At 46.2% G+C, this 16291-nt stretch carries 13 protein-coding genes; 11 read left to right on the plus strand and 2 right to left on the minus strand.

The genetic code is table 11. The annotated features are described in order from the left end of the window. On the minus strand, positions 1-983 hold a 983-nt coding region (locus Q0537_RS01970; RefSeq protein WP_299224669.1), incomplete at its 3' end, for a TolC family protein. 2 nt (positions 984-985) lie between these two features. Beyond that, entirely contained in the window at positions 986-1708 is a 723-nt protein-coding gene (locus tag Q0537_RS01975; RefSeq protein ID WP_299224671.1) for a VacJ family lipoprotein, read from the minus strand. Positions 1709-1892: 184 nt separating this feature from the next. Between Q0537_RS01975 and Q0537_RS01980 the strand changes: the two genes are divergently transcribed. From Q0537_RS01980 to Q0537_RS02030, 11 genes are all read left to right on the plus strand, one after another. Then, positions 1893-2681: a TOBE domain-containing protein gene (locus Q0537_RS01980; RefSeq protein ID WP_299224673.1), complete on the plus strand. Its 789-nt coding sequence runs from the start codon at positions 1893-1895 to the stop codon at positions 2679-2681. A 101-nt stretch (positions 2682-2782) separates the two neighbouring features. After that, positions 2783-3550 (plus strand): molybdate ABC transporter substrate-binding protein, encoded by a 768-nt coding sequence (gene modA / locus Q0537_RS01985; RefSeq protein WP_299224675.1) that lies wholly within the window; start codon positions 2783-2785, stop codon positions 3548-3550. Further along, the gene (locus tag Q0537_RS01990) at positions 3550-3942 is read left to right on the plus strand and encodes a hypothetical protein (protein ID WP_299224677.1); all 393 of its coding nucleotides are present in this window, start codon (positions 3550-3552) and stop codon (positions 3940-3942) included. Before modA ends, Q0537_RS01990 begins: the two co-directional genes overlap by 1 nt. Beyond that, positions 3929-4777 (plus strand): ATP-binding cassette domain-containing protein, encoded by an 849-nt coding sequence (locus tag Q0537_RS01995; RefSeq protein WP_299224680.1) that lies wholly within the window; start codon positions 3929-3931, stop codon positions 4775-4777. Before Q0537_RS01990 ends, Q0537_RS01995 begins: the two co-directional genes overlap by 14 nt. Before the next feature lie 1047 nt (positions 4778-5824). Continuing rightward, positions 5825-6514, plus strand: a complete 690-nt coding sequence (modB, locus tag Q0537_RS02000) for a molybdate ABC transporter permease subunit (protein ID WP_299224682.1) — start codon at positions 5825-5827, stop codon at positions 6512-6514. Positions 6515-6565: 51 nt separating this feature from the next. After that, entirely contained in the window at positions 6566-10633 is a 4068-nt protein-coding gene (locus Q0537_RS02005; protein ID WP_299224684.1) for a diguanylate cyclase, read from the plus strand. Further along, positions 10630-11493 (plus strand): ATP phosphoribosyltransferase regulatory subunit, encoded by an 864-nt coding sequence (locus tag Q0537_RS02010; RefSeq protein ID WP_299224686.1) that lies wholly within the window; start codon positions 10630-10632, stop codon positions 11491-11493. Before Q0537_RS02005 ends, Q0537_RS02010 begins: the two co-directional genes overlap by 4 nt. Then, positions 11490-12740 carry an adenylosuccinate synthase gene (locus Q0537_RS02015; protein ID WP_299224688.1) on the plus strand — a complete coding sequence of 417 codons (1251 nt, stop codon included), beginning with the start codon at positions 11490-11492 and terminating at the stop codon, positions 12738-12740. Before Q0537_RS02010 ends, Q0537_RS02015 begins: the two co-directional genes overlap by 4 nt. Before the next feature lie 75 nt (positions 12741-12815). After that, entirely contained in the window at positions 12816-13367 is a 552-nt protein-coding gene (locus Q0537_RS02020; protein WP_299224690.1) for a DUF507 family protein, read from the plus strand. Beyond that, on the plus strand, positions 13367-14485 hold the full coding sequence (gene carA / locus Q0537_RS02025) for a glutamine-hydrolyzing carbamoyl-phosphate synthase small subunit (RefSeq protein ID WP_299224692.1): 1119 nt from the start codon (positions 13367-13369) through the stop codon (positions 14483-14485). The genes Q0537_RS02020 and carA overlap by 1 nt, the downstream gene beginning before the upstream one ends. An 869-nt stretch (positions 14486-15354) precedes the next feature. Beyond that, entirely contained in the window at positions 15355-16080 is a 726-nt protein-coding gene (locus Q0537_RS02030) for a response regulator transcription factor (protein ID WP_299224694.1), read from the plus strand. Positions 16081-16291: the final 211 nt, after the last annotated feature.

Below are 16291 nucleotides of genomic sequence, written 5' to 3' on the forward strand. Positions count from 1 at the left end.
CCTGGGTTCACCATGCCACCGCTATTAGTCCATGCACTTGTAGGTGAAATCGTCATCGCTGGATAGAAACGGCTGCGAGCTGTTTGAATATTATAAAAACACTGTGCCAAAGCCATCTCATTAGCATGAACATCAGCACGGTTGCTCAATAACTCTACACCAACACCACCAGCAAAATTAGCTGGCAAACTTTGGTTCTCAAGACTGCCACGTGCAATCGTCTGAGCTGGTTCACCAAGAAGCAAACTAAGTGTATTCTCTGTCTCACGAATCTGACGACGGATATCTGCAGCCTGTGTCTGAACACTGTAAAAAGCAGCCTCAGCACTCTGTACACTCGTTGAACGAGCACGACCAAACTCCATCTGAAGTTTCATCACATCCCAAGTATTCTTGGTCAGACCTAACATGTCATCGACAATCTGCCTTTGACGGTCGAGCATTAAGAGGGTATAATAAAGATTAGCGACACTACTTATAAGCGTTGTCTGTGCATAAACCTTATAATCTTGTGCCTGCATCATCGTCATCTGAGCAGCCTTCTTTGAAGAACGCAACTTACCAAAGAGGTCTACCTCCCAACTTGCTGCAACAGGAAGAGTATAAGACTGAGTTGATGATGTATGTGTACCGAAATGAGAAATAGTTCCTGTCGGTGCAAAGACTACTGATGGTAAAAAAGACAACTTAGCCGCTTTAACCTGCTGCTCAGCAATATCAACATTCAAAGCAGCATTGAGCAAGTCAGGATTATTATTAAGTGCTTTCTCAATGAGGGTCTGCAAATGTGGGTCAGTGAAGACACTGCGCCATGGCAGATTACCGAAGTCGTTAGCCCCCTCAAGCGTAGCCTTGTCATCAACAGGGTCGCGCACAATACCGCTCGTCTTCACATTAGGGCGTTCGTAATTGCCATATAGACTCTTACAGCCTGTCAGTGACAGGGCTGCAAGAGCTATGATGATTATATTTAATTTCTTCATTGTTATTCCTTTATTAGTTTCTCGCGATTTTGCTCGTAAGCATCGCGTAAAAATGGATACAGATCCACCGCATCTTTGGTCATTTTTTCATAAAATTCCGGATCGCGCGAGTAGTCATTAAATATTCTAAATCCGTTGACGGAGTTTCGAACGGTGCCATCTTTAATATAATTTATCGGGTTTGAAAAATAATCTCCGACAAGCCCCGCTGTATCGCGGAGATTGCTCTGTCCCAAAATCGGCCAGACGATGTGAGGGCCTGCCGGCACGCCCCAGTATCCTAGTGTCTGCCCGAAATCCTCGTCGTGGCGCGGAATCCCGTAGTATTTGCCCGCCATATCGTTAAGCCCGCCGAAGCCAACGGTCGAATTGATCAAAAACCGTTTCGTCTCGTCCCAAGAATTTTCAAATTTACCCTGCAGCAGGTTGTTTACGAGCCTCATCGGATATAAAATATTATAGAAAAAATTTGAAAACGCGCCCTGGATCGGATCGGGCATTACATAGTCGTAACCGCTGGCTACGGGGGTTAGTATATATGAGTAAAATACGTCGTTGAAGCTCGTCATAACGCGGTTATAGCCGCTAAGCGGATCGAAAACCTCGCGCTTGGCAAACTCCTCGTCAAAACCATCCGTATCGCTGCTAGGCGCCGCGTCTTGCTTCTGTGAGCAACCGCAAAGCGCTAAGGCTGCGGCTAGGAATAGAATTTTTATAAATTTCAAATTGCAAACCTTCCTTATAAATCAAAGTGGCGATTTTACAAGTTTAAAGAAATTTTGTCAATAAAGGTAAAATTTCATATAGAATTTCCCTCTTTATATCGCAGAATAAAGCCTGCAGCTTTTTAAGAAATATATCAGAGGATATATTATAAAATCACGTGAAAGTAAATAAGAAAGGATGAAAATGGACGCAAAATTTGCTTTGGAATTCCTGCTTGGCAACAAAGCATCGCTTTTAGCCAAGCACATTAAGCTGCTTAAGGCCGTAGATGAGACTAAAAGTATTACAAAGGCCGCAGAGATCGTAGGAGTGTCGTATAAAAACGGCTGGGACGCGCTAAATTTAATCAACAACGCGAGCAAAAAACCCCTCATCGTCCGCACTCAAGGCACAAAGAAAAATAGCGGCTCCGAGCTTACCCCTTACGCTCACAAGCTGATTCGCGCTTATGATGCTATCAGCCACGCGGGTGAGACATTTTTGAGTGAAATTTTAAAGCTTGACGAGATTACAGAAGAGAGCCTTTTAAGCTTAGAGAAGATCGGTATGAAGCTTTCTGCGCGCAATCAGCTAAGTGTTGAGATTACGGATGTTCAAACAGGCGCTGTAAATTCTCAAATCACGGCTAAACTCGCAGGTGGCGAAATTTTATGCGCGACGGTAACCGTAGAGAGCGAAAAAAATTTAGGGCTAAAGGCGGGCAAGGATGTGCTGTTTTTATTCAAAGCTCCAAGCGTCATCATCGCTAAAGGAGCCTCGGAGAAGCTAAAACTTAGCACGACGAATCAAATCAAGGGCACGATTAACGAGGTCAAAATCGGCGCGGTAAACGCAGAGATCTGTCTAGGCACAAGCTCGCACCAAAATATCACCGCGATCATCACGCGAGAATCTGCCACCGCGATGGCTCTAGGAGTAGGAGATGAAGTAACGGCGATCATCGAGCCTAGCGAGATCATTATTGGCGCGTAATAGGGTGAAATTGGGCGCACAAAATTTTAAAATTTAAGGCGTAAATTTAAAATTTTAGATACAATTCAATTCTCGGCGAGAGCCGAAATGAAAGGCATAAAATGAAGTTGAAAGCAGTGCTTTTAGGAATTTTAACCACAGGCGCGCTTAACGCGAGTGAGGTCAGTATCGCAGCCGCTGCGAACACGACGTATGCGTTTGACGAGATCAAAGCGGAATTTGCCAAGCTACATCCGCAAACTACGCTAAACGTGAGCTTGGGCGCCAGCGGTGCGCTTAGCACGCAGATCAAAAACGGCGCGCCGTTTGATATTTTTATGGCGGCGGATATGAAATTTGCAGACGATCTGCATAAAGAGGGCTTTGCGACGGCGCCTGCCAAAACTTACGCCAAAGGCAAAGTGGCGATGTTTAGCGTGCGCGGCGTAGATCTTAGCAAGGGGCTTGAAGCTTTAAAAGACCCTAGCGTTAAAACGATTTCGATAGCAAATCCAAAGACCGCTCCTTACGGCACCGCAAGCGTACAGGCCTTTCAAAAAGCGGGAGTTTACGATGAGATTAAAGGTAAAATCGTAGAAGCAAAATCGATCGGCGAGGCTCTTTCGCAAGCGCTTAAAGCTTCCGACGTTGGCTTTATCGCGGCAAGCGCAATGTATGCGCCTAAGATGGCAAAGGACGGCTGCAACGATAAGCCTTGCAAAGAGGGCGAAAATTTCGTCTTAGTCGATACCAAGCTCTACGAGCCGATAGCCCAAGGCATGGTCGTGCTAAACCGCGCTAAAGACAACGCCGAAGTCAAGGCGTTTTATGATTTTATCCTAAGCGATAAGGGCAGGGCGATCTTTGCTAAATACGGATACGAGTTTTAATGATTAGAGCGAGAATCAACGAAATTTTACAAAAAGACGGCATCCATTCTGTAGGATTTATCGCGGGCGGTATCAAGCTACGTGGCGTATTTCTGCAGCTAAGTAGCGAGCTTAAGGTGGGTAGCGAAGTTTACGTGGGCTTTAAAAGTACTGATGTGCTTTTATCTCGCGAAGCCCTAAGTGGTGTATCTAGCGAAAATGAAATTCACGGCAAGATTATGAGCCTAAGCTTAGGTGAAATTCTATGCACGCTCAGGTTTGAAGGCAAGATAAGCTTTGATATGCTCATTAGCGCGCATTCTGCGCAGGAGCTTGCTTTACGCGAGGGCGACGAGGTTTTCGCATACATTAGCGCCACTGCGATATATATAGAAAAATATGATAACGATTGATTGTAAGAAAAAAATCAGTGATGATTTCTCGATTGATGCTCGCTTAGAGATTAACAAAGGCTCGTTTGTGTGCCTATATGGGCGCAGCGGCAGCGGTAAGACTACACTGCTGCGCATTTTGGCTGGATTTTTGCGCGCAGATAGTGGTAGCATAAAAGACGGCGATCGTGTGCTGCAAGAAGGCAATGAATTCTTAAGTGCGGGCAAGCGCAGGATCGGCTTTTTATTTCAAGACTACGCACTTTTTGAGAATATGAGCGTGACGGGCAATCTACTTTTTGCCAGAAACGATCCGCAAAAAGCCGCAATGCTGCTTGAAATTTTAGAGCTTAGCGAGTTTGCGAAATCCGGCGTCGAGGGTCTTAGCGGCGGACAGAAGCAGCGCGTAGCACTTGCTCGCGCACTGATGCAAGAGCCTGAAATTTTGCTACTTGACGAGCCGCTTTCGGCGCTTGATTTTACGATGCGCGAAAAAATCCAAGAGTATCTGCTAAAAATCCACGAGCAGTTTCATCAGACCGTGATTTTGGTAAGCCACGACGTAAGCGAGATCTATAGGCTTTGCAAGCGAGTTTATGAGATGAAGGACGGCAGGATCGTCCGCACCGGTACGCCGGAGGAAATTTTTCTTAAAACTAGCGGCTCACAGAAGTTTTCTTTCGCGGGCAAGATTGTCGATTTGCAAGCACGCGACGGGGTCAAAGTAGCCGTCGTAGCGATCGGCAGCCAGCTATGCGAAGTGGTGCTAAGCAATGCAGAAGCCGAGGGCTTGCAAGTAGGCGACGAGGTCAAAGCGGGCGCCAAAGCCTTTAATATCACTCTGCGTAAAATTTAAACTTGCAGGCAAGCTTGGGCGCGCATAAGTGAGAAATTTCAACTAGATTAGAGATTTAAATGCAGACTCTTATGGAATTTTGCGCGGAATTTAGACGAGGAATTTTGCAAAATTTTAGCTAGATTTGCCCGCAAAATACGGCGAGATTTTAAAATTTCATTCGCATCGCGCTTAGAGTTTTATGAAACACAAAATTTAAACGCAGGCTAGAGCAAAATTACAATGCGAGACTAGATAGCGTGCGAAAATTAAGCTTTAAATTTTAGATTTTACGCAGACAGGCGCCGTTAAATTCCTTCTTTGAATTTATTAATTGGCGTGGTGGGTTTATTTTTAAATTTGGCGGCTTTTAGCTTACTTTTTTGGCAGGAGTTGCGCGAATTCTATCATGCGATCTTGGTAAAAATTTAATGTAAAGCTTCGCAAAAACTTAAATTTTTAGATTTGGAATTTTGCCTGGATTTTGTGGCTTTGAAATTTTAAAAGCTTTAACGGCTCAAAGCTTGCGTGCTAAACTCGCTTAATTTGCAAGCTGTGGCAAGGTTTTATTAACCCGGTTTTTTAGGTTTATGCGAAATTTTAAAATTTTGTTTTGTCGGGCTCAATCTAATTCCGCCAAGTTGTTCGGAGGGCGTAGTTTAGCCATATTTTTCGTGAAATTTACGCTCAGATAAATCCTGCCCGCTCAAGTTTTAAAGCTAAGCTAAGCTTTTTGAAATTTAGCTCAGCAAAATTCGTGACCTTAAAAATTTGCCGGCTTGGGTAGAGCTTAAAAGCTCAGCAGGATTTGCGCGCTTGAAGGAATTTATTAGCCAAGCACTTTTATAAATTCCGCTCGCTTTAGCTTGCGCGAAATTTTTAAAATTTCATTTCGCTAAAGCTCTTGCGCAGCTAGGTCTGCGCAGAAATTTTTAAAATTTCATTTTGCAAAGCCTTATGACTATGAGGTTTGCGTAAATTCTATCTAGCTTTGCCTCTAAATTTTAAAGTAGGGCTAGGCTTTTAAGATTTTATAGTTTGGGCCCAGCGGCTCGGCTCGGAGGATAAATGTTTGAAGTTCTAAAGGGGCTCGATTACACGCCGTTTCTCGTCTCATTAAAACTTGCGAGCTTAACGACATTTGCGTTGTTTATCATCTGCGTGCCGCTCGCGTTTTTTATGGCGAGAAAAAATTTCCGAGGCAAAAGCGTGATCGAATCGATCATCTCGCTTCCGCTCGTGCTTCCGCCTTCGGTGCTAGGCTTTTACCTGCTCGTTTTTCTATCGCCGTATTCGGTGCTAGGGGAGTTTTTTGACAAACACTTCGGGCTTCGGCTCGTATTTAATTTCAGCGGGCTCGTGATCGCGAGCTGTATCTACTCGCTGCCGTTTATGTTTTCGCCGCTGGTTTCGGGCTTTCGCTCGCTTCCGCGCTCGCTTTTTTGGGCGTGCGACTCGCTCGGCAAGGGCTATTTTTCCAAGCTTTTTCGAGTCGCGTTGCCCGCGATACGCCACTCCCTGCTTAGCGCCTTGGTGATCTGCTTTGCGCATACGATGGGCGAGTTTGGCGTCGTGCTGATGATCGGCGGCAGCGTGAGCGAGCAGACTAAGGTTGCCTCCATCGCAATCTACGAAGCAACCGAAACGCTCGATTTTGCGCAGGCTCACGCATATTCGGCGCTGATGCTGCTCTTTAGCTTCGCCGTGCTTTTGATTATGCATTTTTTGGGCGCAAAGGGCGCGAAAATACAAGCTTAAATCGGCTTTAAAACGAAATTTGCTAAAATCCCGCAAAATTTGGAATTTGGCATGAAAAACAAAAAAGACTTCGTTACCGAAAGATTTAACGCCGCCTTGATTCTAGGCGCTGCGCTGCTTACGCTTGTAGTAGTTTGCGAGATTAGCTTTTTGCGCACTAGGATCGCTACGCAGCTTGATTTGCGGACGCGCACGGCGATTACTTTACTTAAAAATACCGACGAGTCGCTTTTTAGCGAGCTTGAAATTTTAAAAGAAACTATCCTTTCTTTAGACGCAAGGCACGAAGCTATGCAAAGCAAGCTTTATGCGGATTTGATCCGTAATGTCGTAAAATCTTCTCATAGATTTGACGCTATTTTTTATCTACGCGCCCGCGGTGCGGAGCAGGAGAGCTTGGCGCATTTTTCATCGGATGCGCGTATTTCGGATCTTGGCGAGATACGGCTTGCGGATATCGCAAGCGAGCTAAAAAAGGATGAATGGGTATCGCGCTATATGATGATGGATGGGGCGTGGCGGTATTTTTTAATCAAGCGCGTAAACGCTGATTCATATCTGCTAGGTTTTGCCAACACCGCTAGGCCGATTGCCAGGCTCTCTTCGCTGGGAGATATTTTGGTCTTTAACGCCGAAGGTAAATTTTTTAACGCTCCTGGCAGCGTAACCGATATATTAGGGCAGGATTTTGATTTTTCGCGCCTAGGCGAAGTGGTAAGCTTTGAAGACGAATCTGGGCTAAGCTTTGCATATCTTGCAAAATTTGGAGATAATTTCGTAATGGCTCGCGAACGAGCCGGCTATTTTTTAGGCGCGGACGATTTTATCGTCGTAGCGCTAGCAGCGGCTATTTTAGCTTATTTAATCCTTCTAATTTCAAATTTTACGTTTTTAAAAAAGCGCGTTTTTATCCCGCTAGCGGCAGTTCAAAACGCTCTGCGCCAAGGGGATTATCACTCCAAAATTCGCGATATAGAAGCGCTAAATCCGCTAAGCTCCGTCTTAGAAATTTCTAAATCCATAGATGAGGTTTTGAAGTCTAATTTGCGCCACGGCGATTTTAGCCTCAGCTTTAAAGATGCGCTAAAATACAGCTCCCTTTCAGTGCTTAGCATCGATAACGTCGCAGGCACGATCGAAAGCGCTAGCAACGGCGCACGCGAGCTTTACGGCGATGACGTCGTGGGGCGGAATATCTTCGCGCTGCAAGCAGGCTCGTTTTACGATCACGCCTATCAAACCCAGCGCGCAAACTACGTCAAAGAAAACTATGTCGTAACCCGCCAAGAGACCAAAAATGGCGTCAAAGACCTTTATGTTAAAAAATCTTATATTCGCGACGGAAGTAAAATTTCAACCCTTTTTGTGGTACTGGATGCGTCAAAATATCGCAGATTTTACGATGAAACTAAGCAAAAATATGAGTATTTAAATCACGCGCCTATCGTTACGCTCGTGTTTGACTACACTTCGGGCAAGATCGTAGATGCTAGTAAAAATATAAAAGAGCTTTGGGGCTACGAAGCGGCGCAGTTTTTAAGCGGCGAGATAAGGCTATGGGATTTGCTGGATGAAAAGGACGCGAATGAGGCTAAAAATGAAATTTTAAACCGCTTAGCCGATATGCCTTCAGAAGAGCTAAGCTTTTCTCAAAGCTATAAAATTCGCCACAACGACAATATCCGCTATAGCTACGAAGTGAGCATCTATGTCAAAAAGTCCGCCGCCAGGGCTGCGTTTTATTTTCAAAATATTGATGACGATGTTAAGGCGATCCGCGGCTTGCAGGAGGATTTGGACTTTTACCGCACCGTAATCGAGACTAGGAATTTTTGCACTTGCTTAATCGATCTTGACGCGCAGACGCTGTCGTTTGATAAAAATTACTTTAAAATTTTAAAATATCGCGGCAAAAGGCTAAATACTGCGATGAGCTTTGGGGAGTTTAGTTATGAAATTTACTTCGCGGATTTAGAGAATTTTAATAAAATGATCCGCGAATGCACCGCCGGGCTTAGGAGCGATTTTAGCTGCGAATTCCGTCTGCGAAATGCCGCTAATGCCTATACTTGGATTAGTATGCAAGGCTACGTCACCGAAAAGCAGGGCTCTCGCTCTCGCCTTGTAAAAACTACGCTCGAAGATATCAGCTCGCGAAAGCAGACGGAGCTGGAGTTAAATTTAAACGCTAACGTATTTTCGCGCTCGCTAGAGGCGATCTTAATTACAGACGAGAACGGTCGCGTGCTGCGCGCTAATAACGCTTTTTATGAAATCACCGGCTATAGCGAAAGCCAAACCATCGGCAAAATTCCAAATTTCTTCGCTCCTACCGAGGGCGGGGCAGACGTGATGGAGAGGATTAGAAAAAATCTCGTTGGCAAACAGACCTCCTATAAAGATGAAATTTACGGGCTTAAAAAGGACGGCGGCACCTTTCCTGCGCTATTTACGGCGATTGCGATCAAAGATGATTTCTCGCTCGTTTCAAACTATATCTTGATGTTTACCGAAATTTCGCAGATTAAGCAAAAGGAGAGCGAGCTAGCCAAGATCGCCCATCACGACGCGCTTACCGGGCTTCCAAATAGAGTGTATTTTATGAAGGCTGCGCAGAGATTTACCGCAAACTCGGGCGAAAATTCCAAGCTTATGGCGGTGCTTTTCATCGATTTTGACGGCTTTAAGGCGATCAACGACACCTACGGGCATGAGGTCGGCGATATGTTTTTGCAAGCGATCTCAAAGGCGATGAGCGGGCTGCTGCGCAAGGGCGATATCTTAGCGCGCCTCGGCGGCGATGAGTTTGGCGCTATCATCGGCGATCTGCAAAGCAAGGATGCCGCGCATGTGCTATTAGATCGTCTGCTTGGAATTTCAAAGATGAAATTTAACCTCAAAGGCAACGAAATTAGTGCAAGCATCAGCGTTGGCGCAGCGTTTTACGACGGCAGCGAAAAGATCGATTTTCCAGGACTTTTATCGCGCGCCGATAGGGCGATGTATCGTGCTAAAACGAGTGGTAAAAACCGCTACTGCATCTTTGAGCGCGCCGAAGCAGATGAATCTAGCGAGGAAGGGATTGCTGCAGCGATCGAAGAGGGGGAGTTTTTCGTGCTCTATCAGCCGATCATTAGCGGAGCGCAGATTTATGGATATGAGCTGCTTTTACGCTGGGATCGCGGAAAGCGCGGAATTCTTGCCCCGCAGGATTTTGCGCAGATATTAAGCGAGCCTCGATTTGAGTTGCCGATCTCAAAATTTGCGTTTTCAAAGATGATGGAATTTAATGCTCAAACGGGTGCAAACTGCTCGATAAACGTAAGCTTAGCCGTGCTTACAAACGACGAATTTTACGATTTTGTAGCTCACAGCTTGCGAGACAGAGCTAATGCAAAAGGCGAGTTGATGTTTGAGATAACCGATTTTAGCGAGCAAAATTTTAAGGAATTCGCCCCTGCGCGTGGGCGTTATGCAGATCTTGGGATTAAATTTGCCCTTAATAGTGCAAATAAAAATAATATCTCATTCTTGAATGCCCAGCCTTTCGATATCGTTAAAATCGACCGCGAGCTCTGCCTTGACATAGGCAAGAAAAAAAATGCTATCCGAACGATGGTGGAGATCACAGGCAAGCTAAAGCGGGAGTTTGGATTCGCAGTTGGCGCTCAAGGCGTCGAAAACGCGCTGTCGCTGCGGCTCTTAAACAATTTGAAATTTAACTATCTGCAGGGAAATTTTATCGCAAAAGCGCTTGATCGCAGAGAGATAGACGCTTTTATCGCGCGCTTTAAAGATACGCCCAAGCTCGCAGCCATCGACAAAGATGAGTTTATCGGCTTTTTAAACGCGCTTGATTATAAAGAGCTTGCTTTAAGCTTCGTTTCGCGCGCCGATGCAGGCGATCTGAGCCCCGGAGAGTTTGAAGGCTTTAGAGCAAAATTCGGCGAAATTTTAAATAAAACTCAAAGCGCGGGCAGCGAAAAATTTGCGCCAACTACAGAAATACGTAAGCAAATTTTAGATATTCTTTCGCTTGATTATCGCGTTTTAACAAGCTTCATCTCGGACTTTAGGGCGCGGCTGAATCAGTTCATAAGCGATTTGGAGGCAGCATGATAGATAGCGTTAGCGCCGATTTCGATCACGAGATACCAAACGGCTCGAGGCTGTATTTCGGAAAGAGCGCGCAGCTCAAACGCGAGCTGGAAAATAAAGCGAGCGAAATCCTCGTGCAAAACGGCTTTAGCGAAATTTTAACGCCATATTTTTCATATCATCAGCACCTAAGCGTCGCGCCGCAAAAGCTTCTTAAGCTCTCCGATCCCACGAACCACGAGCTTGCGCTTCGCGCAGACAGCACCGTGGACGTCGTGCGCATCGTGCGCAAACGGCTGAAAGACGATAAGCTAAGGCGGCTATTTTATGTGCAGCCGACCTTCAAATACCCAAGTGACGAGTTTTATCAGATCGGCGCGGAGCTGATCGGTGAGAAAAATTTGCCTCTTGCGATCAAAATCGCGCAGGAATTTTTTAAAGAATTTGATCTTATGCCCGCGCTTCAGCTAAGCAATATCGAAATTCCGAAAAAAATTTGCGAAATTTTAAACCTGCCGCTTGAAATTTTTGAAAAGGGTAAGATTGAGACGCTGCTTGAGCAAAATTTGCCCTGGCTGGACGCTACGGCTCGCGCCGTGTCGCTAAAGGATGTGCAGGCTCTGCGTGCGCAGGCGCCTGAAGAGCTAAAGCCGTGTTTGGATGAAATTTTAAATTTAGGCGTAGATTACGAGCATATCCGCGTTTCGCTGCTGTATTACTCTAAAATGCGCTACTACGACGCGCTATTTTTTAGATTTTTAGACGCGGGCGCGGTGTATTGCAACGGCGGAAATTACGAAATAGACGGGCTAAAATCCAGCGGCTTTGCGCTGCTAGTGGATGCTTTGATAGAAAAAATTATGCAAAAGGATGAAAAATGAGCAAAGTTGACGTAGTCATCGGCGCCCAGTGGGGCGATGAGGGCAAGGGCAAGATCGTAGATATGATAAGCGCGAATTACGATTTCGTATGTCGCAGCAGCGGCGGGCACAACGCAGGCCACACCATCGTTATAAACGGCGAGAAATTTGCGCTGCATCTGGTGCCTAGCGGCGTGCTTCATAAAAATATCATCAACATCATCGGAAACGGCGTCGTCATCAACCCCGATGTGCTGATTACCGAGATGGCGCAGTTTGAAAATTTAAAGGGCAGATTTTTCATAAGCGAGAAAGCATTTTTAAATTTACAGTACCACTCGCTGATCGATCAGGCGCGCGAAAAGAGCAAGGGCGAGCTTGCGATCGGCACCACCGGCAAGGGCATAGGGCCTGCGTATGCCGATAAGATCGCGCGCACGGGACACCGCGTAGCGGAGCTTTTGGAGCCCGAAAGGCTTGCCGAGGCGCTATCGCGCGATTTTGCTTCGCATGAGAGTGTTTTTGAAAAAGCGGGGGTTAAAATTCCTAGCAAGATTGAAATTTATGACGAGCTAAAGCGCTATAAAAGCGCGCTTGAGCCATACATCGCAGATACCACGCACATGCTGTGGAAGGCGCTTGATTACGACAAGCGCGTGCTCGTAGAGGGGGCGCAAGGAAGCCTGCTTGATATCGATCACGGCACCTATCCTTACGTCACGAGCTCGACTACCATCGCGGGCGGGGCTTGCAGCGGGCTTGGGCTCGCGCCGAAAGATATCGGCACGGTGATGGGAATTTTAAAAGCCTACACCACCCGAGTGGGCAACGGCGCGTTTCCTACCGAGGATAAAGGCCCGCAGGGCGAGGCGATGCGCGAGATCGGCAAAGAGTACGGCACCACGACGGGGCGCGCGCGCCGCTGCGGTTGGTTCGACGGAGTGGCTACGAAATACGCCGTGCGCCTTAGCGGCATCGACAAGCTCGCGCTGATGAAGCTTGACATCTTAGACGGCTTTGAGAGCATTAAAATTTGCCGCGCGTATCGCTACAAAGGCGAGGAGATCGATTATTTCCCGATCGATTTGGAAGCTGCCGAGCCGGTTTATGAGCAGATGCCGGGCTGGGACAGCGTCAAAGGAATTTCAAAATTTGAGGATCTGCCGCAAAACGCGCAAAATTATATCCGCAAAATAGAGGAGCTAAGCGGCGCGAAGGTGGGTTTCATCTCCACAAGCCCAGAAAGAAGCGACACGATAATTTTATAAACCCGGTGAAATTTTAAAATTTCACCCGTTGCGGGCGGTGAGACCGCTCATAGAACTGAATTTAAAGGAACGATCATGCGAATACGACTACCACACGTGCCATATATCGCGCATAAAATAGCGCTGGATCTGTTAAACTCGGGCTGCGTTACGCTTAATGCAGGCATAGAGCCCGTCGCAAAGGAAGCGGACGAGATCATAAGGGGCGATCTGCAAAAAGAAAGAGCGATAGACGAGCGCGCAAACGAGCTGATAGATGAGCGCATAAGCGAGCTAGATGAGATGAGCGTGAATAAAAAAGATATGTTTTGGCTCATCAAACGCCACATCGCAAACGACGAGAATTTCGAGCTAAATTTTGAGGATCGCTACGGCACCATATCGCATAAAATTTTAGAAACCGTTTGGAAGAAAAATTTGATCGATTACAAAGTTTCCGAAAACAGGCTAAAGACGATAATTTATAACGCGATCGACGAATATCTTAAAAATTATCAAAAGATTGAGGATGCGGTCTATGAAAAGATCGATGGCTACAAGCAAAAATTGATCCCGGGTACCGAAGAATACGAGCTTGTGTTCGAAAAGCTCTACGAAGAGGAGCTAAGAAAACGGGGCATGCTGTAATGAACGCGTATATCTACATAGAAAACGGCATCTATCTGCAAGCCAAGGCGTTCGGCAAGGGCGGTAGCGCATTCGGCGAGCTCGTGTTTAACACCTCCGCCACCGGCTACGAAGAGATCATCTCCGATCCGAGCTACGCGGGGCAGTTTATTATTTTCACTATGCCTGAAATCGGTATCGTAGGTATCAACGAAAACGACAAAGAAAGCTCCAAAATCCACGCAAGCGGAATTTTCGTAAGAAATTTTAACAACGAGCCTTCAAATTTTCGCTCGCAGATGAGCTTGGAGGATTATTTTCTGCAAAACGGAAAATTCGGCGTTTACGACATCGACACTAGATTTTTAACCAAGATGCTGCGCGATCAGGGCAGCCTGCGCGCCTTCGTCTCTACCGAGATCAGCGATAAGGCGGCTCTTAAAAAGGCGCTTAGCGAGTCTGCGCGCATAGAGGAGATCAACTACGTAAGCATCGTAAGCACGAAGGCGCCGTATAAGCACACCTCCGGGCGCTGGAATGCCGAGCGCGGAAGCTACGCTCAGCCCGCAAGCTGCGGCAAAAAGATAGCCGTGATCGATTACGGCGTCAAGCGAAACATTCTCAACGAGCTTTGCGATCTGGGGCTGGGCGTCGAGGTTTTTCCGCACGACGTTAAAGCGGAGGCGCTGATTGCAAAATTTAAAGAGGGGCAGATCGACGGCGTGTTTTTATCAAACGGCCCGGGCGAACCTCGCATGCTTAAAGAGGAGATCGCGCAGATCAAAAAGATGATCCAGGCGCGCGTGCCGATTTTTGGAATTTGCCTGGGTCATCAGCTGCTAAGCAACGCGATGGGATATGAGACCTACAAGCTGAAATTCGGCCAGCACGGCGCAAACCACCCCGTGCAAAACCTGCGCACTAAATCAATCGAGATCACCGCGCAAAACCATAACTACAACGTCCCCGAGACGATCGCGCAGATCTGCGAGATCACGCACCGAAATCTTTTCGACGGCACGATCGAGGGGGTGCGCTACAGGGAGTATCCCGTGTTTTCGGTGCAGCACCACCCGGAAGCCAGCGCGGGGCCTACTGAGAGCAAATATATCTTCAAAGAATTTCTTGAAATTTTATGATTTTTGAAATTTTGCCTGCACTAAATTTTACCGCGGCCCCGCGGTAAAATTTTAAATTTGCGGAAGGCTTTAAATTCTAACGCAGTCTTTGCGTCGTGAATTTAAGACTCGTCTCAGCCTGGATAATTGCAGGCTGGAGAGGTACGCAAAGCGCACTTTTGCGGACTTAGGATTGCCGCGGCGATTTTGAATTAAGCGGTTTTTGGATGAAGCGATCTGTGCTAGTTGCGATTTTAAATTTAAACTGGTTGCGCGCCGCATGCTTTTCATTCGTGTGATTTTTACATCCGCTTAGCTTATAAGAGTGCTTGCGGCTAAATTTTACGCACTTTAAAGATCAGGCTTGGCACGCTTAGCCCTTTCAAAGCAGATCCTGCGGCACATTTAGCATGGCTTCAAGTTCTTTAAATTTGACGAACCGTTTTGTTGCCGTCAAAAGTTGCGCTAGTAAGCTGCCCTGTCGCCCGTAAAATTTTATCTAACGTTGCCCGCTCGTTAAAGCCTTATTGATGCGGTTTTGCCAGCTATGCCTAGTTTTTTGATAAACTATACCTGCTCTTAAAACCTTATCAGCGCCGTTTCATTTCCCTCTAAAAGCCATTTGCCTAAAATAAAATTCCGCTCCGCCGCGTAGTGAAATTTTAGCTGCGTTTGCTTTGGAATTTTACTTTCAGCCGCTCTTAAATCTTTTTCGCACCGATAAGATTTAGCTCGCGTCATTTTAAATTTTGCCCCATTCCTAGGCCGCGGTTTTTATCCATGCTTCTTTTTTAATCCCGCCCATATTTGCACCTAAAATAAGAGTTGTGTTACTTTATGAAATTAAATTTTTAACTTAACATTATTTTAAGCTCAATAAAAGAGAAAATTTGAAAGAATTTCGTTTGAAATTTCGCCTTGAGGGGTCTGCTATGAGCTGCGCTTTAAAAGAGCTGGACGTCTTGCTAGTCGAGGATGATACTAAATTACTAGCCTCGCTGCATAAGGCGTTTGAGGGTATTTTTAACAACGTTTACAATGCCCAAAACGGGCTTGAAGGTGTAAAAAAATTCAAAAAATTTAGTCCTAATCTCGTCATTACCGACATTCTAATGCCGATCGAGGATGGGCTAGCGATGATACGTCAGATTAAGCAGATCTTTCCGCATGCCCCTATCGTGGTGCTTAGCGGCTTCAGTAGGGAGGAGCAACTAAAAGGCGTTATGGAGATTGGTGTCGAGCGGTATTACTTTAAACCGGTAGATATCGCCGCATTTGTGCTAGAGATAAGCGCGCTGATGAAGTCTAAGCTGGACTCTGTGCGAGTCGTAAATATGGGCGCAGGCTACGTATTTGACGGGCTTCGTCGTATTTTGCTGAAGGATGGCGAGCAGATTGTGCTTACTAAAAAGGAGCTTTCTTTTGTCTCGCTGCTAGCCAGTCGCGTGGGCGAGCTGGTGCTTTACGAGGAGATCAAGCGTTACGTCTGGACCGAAGGAGCCGTGAGTGATACGGCGCTTCGCACCTTCGTCAAGCGTATCCGCGATAAAGTGGGTGGCGAAATCATAAAAAATGTCCCAAGCCTGGGATACAAGATCGAGCCTGAGCCAGCTTAAATTTGATCGCGTTTTTGCCGCTTTGTAATTTACGGAATTCACTTGTAAAATTTTGCGTCGAAATATGCCGCGATTAATGCGGAGCGAGGCAGAATTCCGCGCTCAAAGCGCCACAGATTAAAATTTTACGCTCGTCCAACTTACTAAATTTGACTTGATAAAATTTAGCCTCTCAAGCTTTTTAAAAACTTCTTTGCTTAAAAGCCCAAAC

Source organism: uncultured Campylobacter sp., assembly GCF_938017775.1.
Lineage (GTDB): Bacteria > Campylobacterota > Campylobacteria > Campylobacterales > Campylobacteraceae > Campylobacter_B.

Coding starts and splice junctions, on each gene's coding strand:
- modB (WP_299224682.1), top strand. CDS start 5,825: ATGTTTGAAGTTCTAAAGGGGCTCGATTACACGCCGTTTCTCGTCTCA.
- carA (WP_299224692.1), top strand. CDS start 13,367: ATGAACGCGTATATCTACATAGAAAACGGCATCTATCTGCAAGCCAAG.
- Q0537_RS02020 (WP_299224690.1), top strand. CDS start 12,816: ATGCGAATACGACTACCACACGTGCCATATATCGCGCATAAAATAGCG.
- modA (WP_299224675.1), top strand. CDS start 2,783: ATGAAGTTGAAAGCAGTGCTTTTAGGAATTTTAACCACAGGCGCGCTT.
- Q0537_RS02015 (WP_299224688.1), top strand. CDS start 11,490: ATGAGCAAAGTTGACGTAGTCATCGGCGCCCAGTGGGGCGATGAGGGC.
- Q0537_RS01995 (WP_299224680.1), top strand. CDS start 3,929: ATGATAACGATTGATTGTAAGAAAAAAATCAGTGATGATTTCTCGATT.
- Q0537_RS02010 (WP_299224686.1), top strand. CDS start 10,630: ATGATAGATAGCGTTAGCGCCGATTTCGATCACGAGATACCAAACGGC.
- Q0537_RS01990 (WP_299224677.1), top strand. CDS start 3,550: ATGATTAGAGCGAGAATCAACGAAATTTTACAAAAAGACGGCATCCAT.
- Q0537_RS02005 (WP_299224684.1), top strand. CDS start 6,566: ATGAAAAACAAAAAAGACTTCGTTACCGAAAGATTTAACGCCGCCTTG.
- Q0537_RS01980 (WP_299224673.1), top strand. CDS start 1,893: ATGGACGCAAAATTTGCTTTGGAATTCCTGCTTGGCAACAAAGCATCG.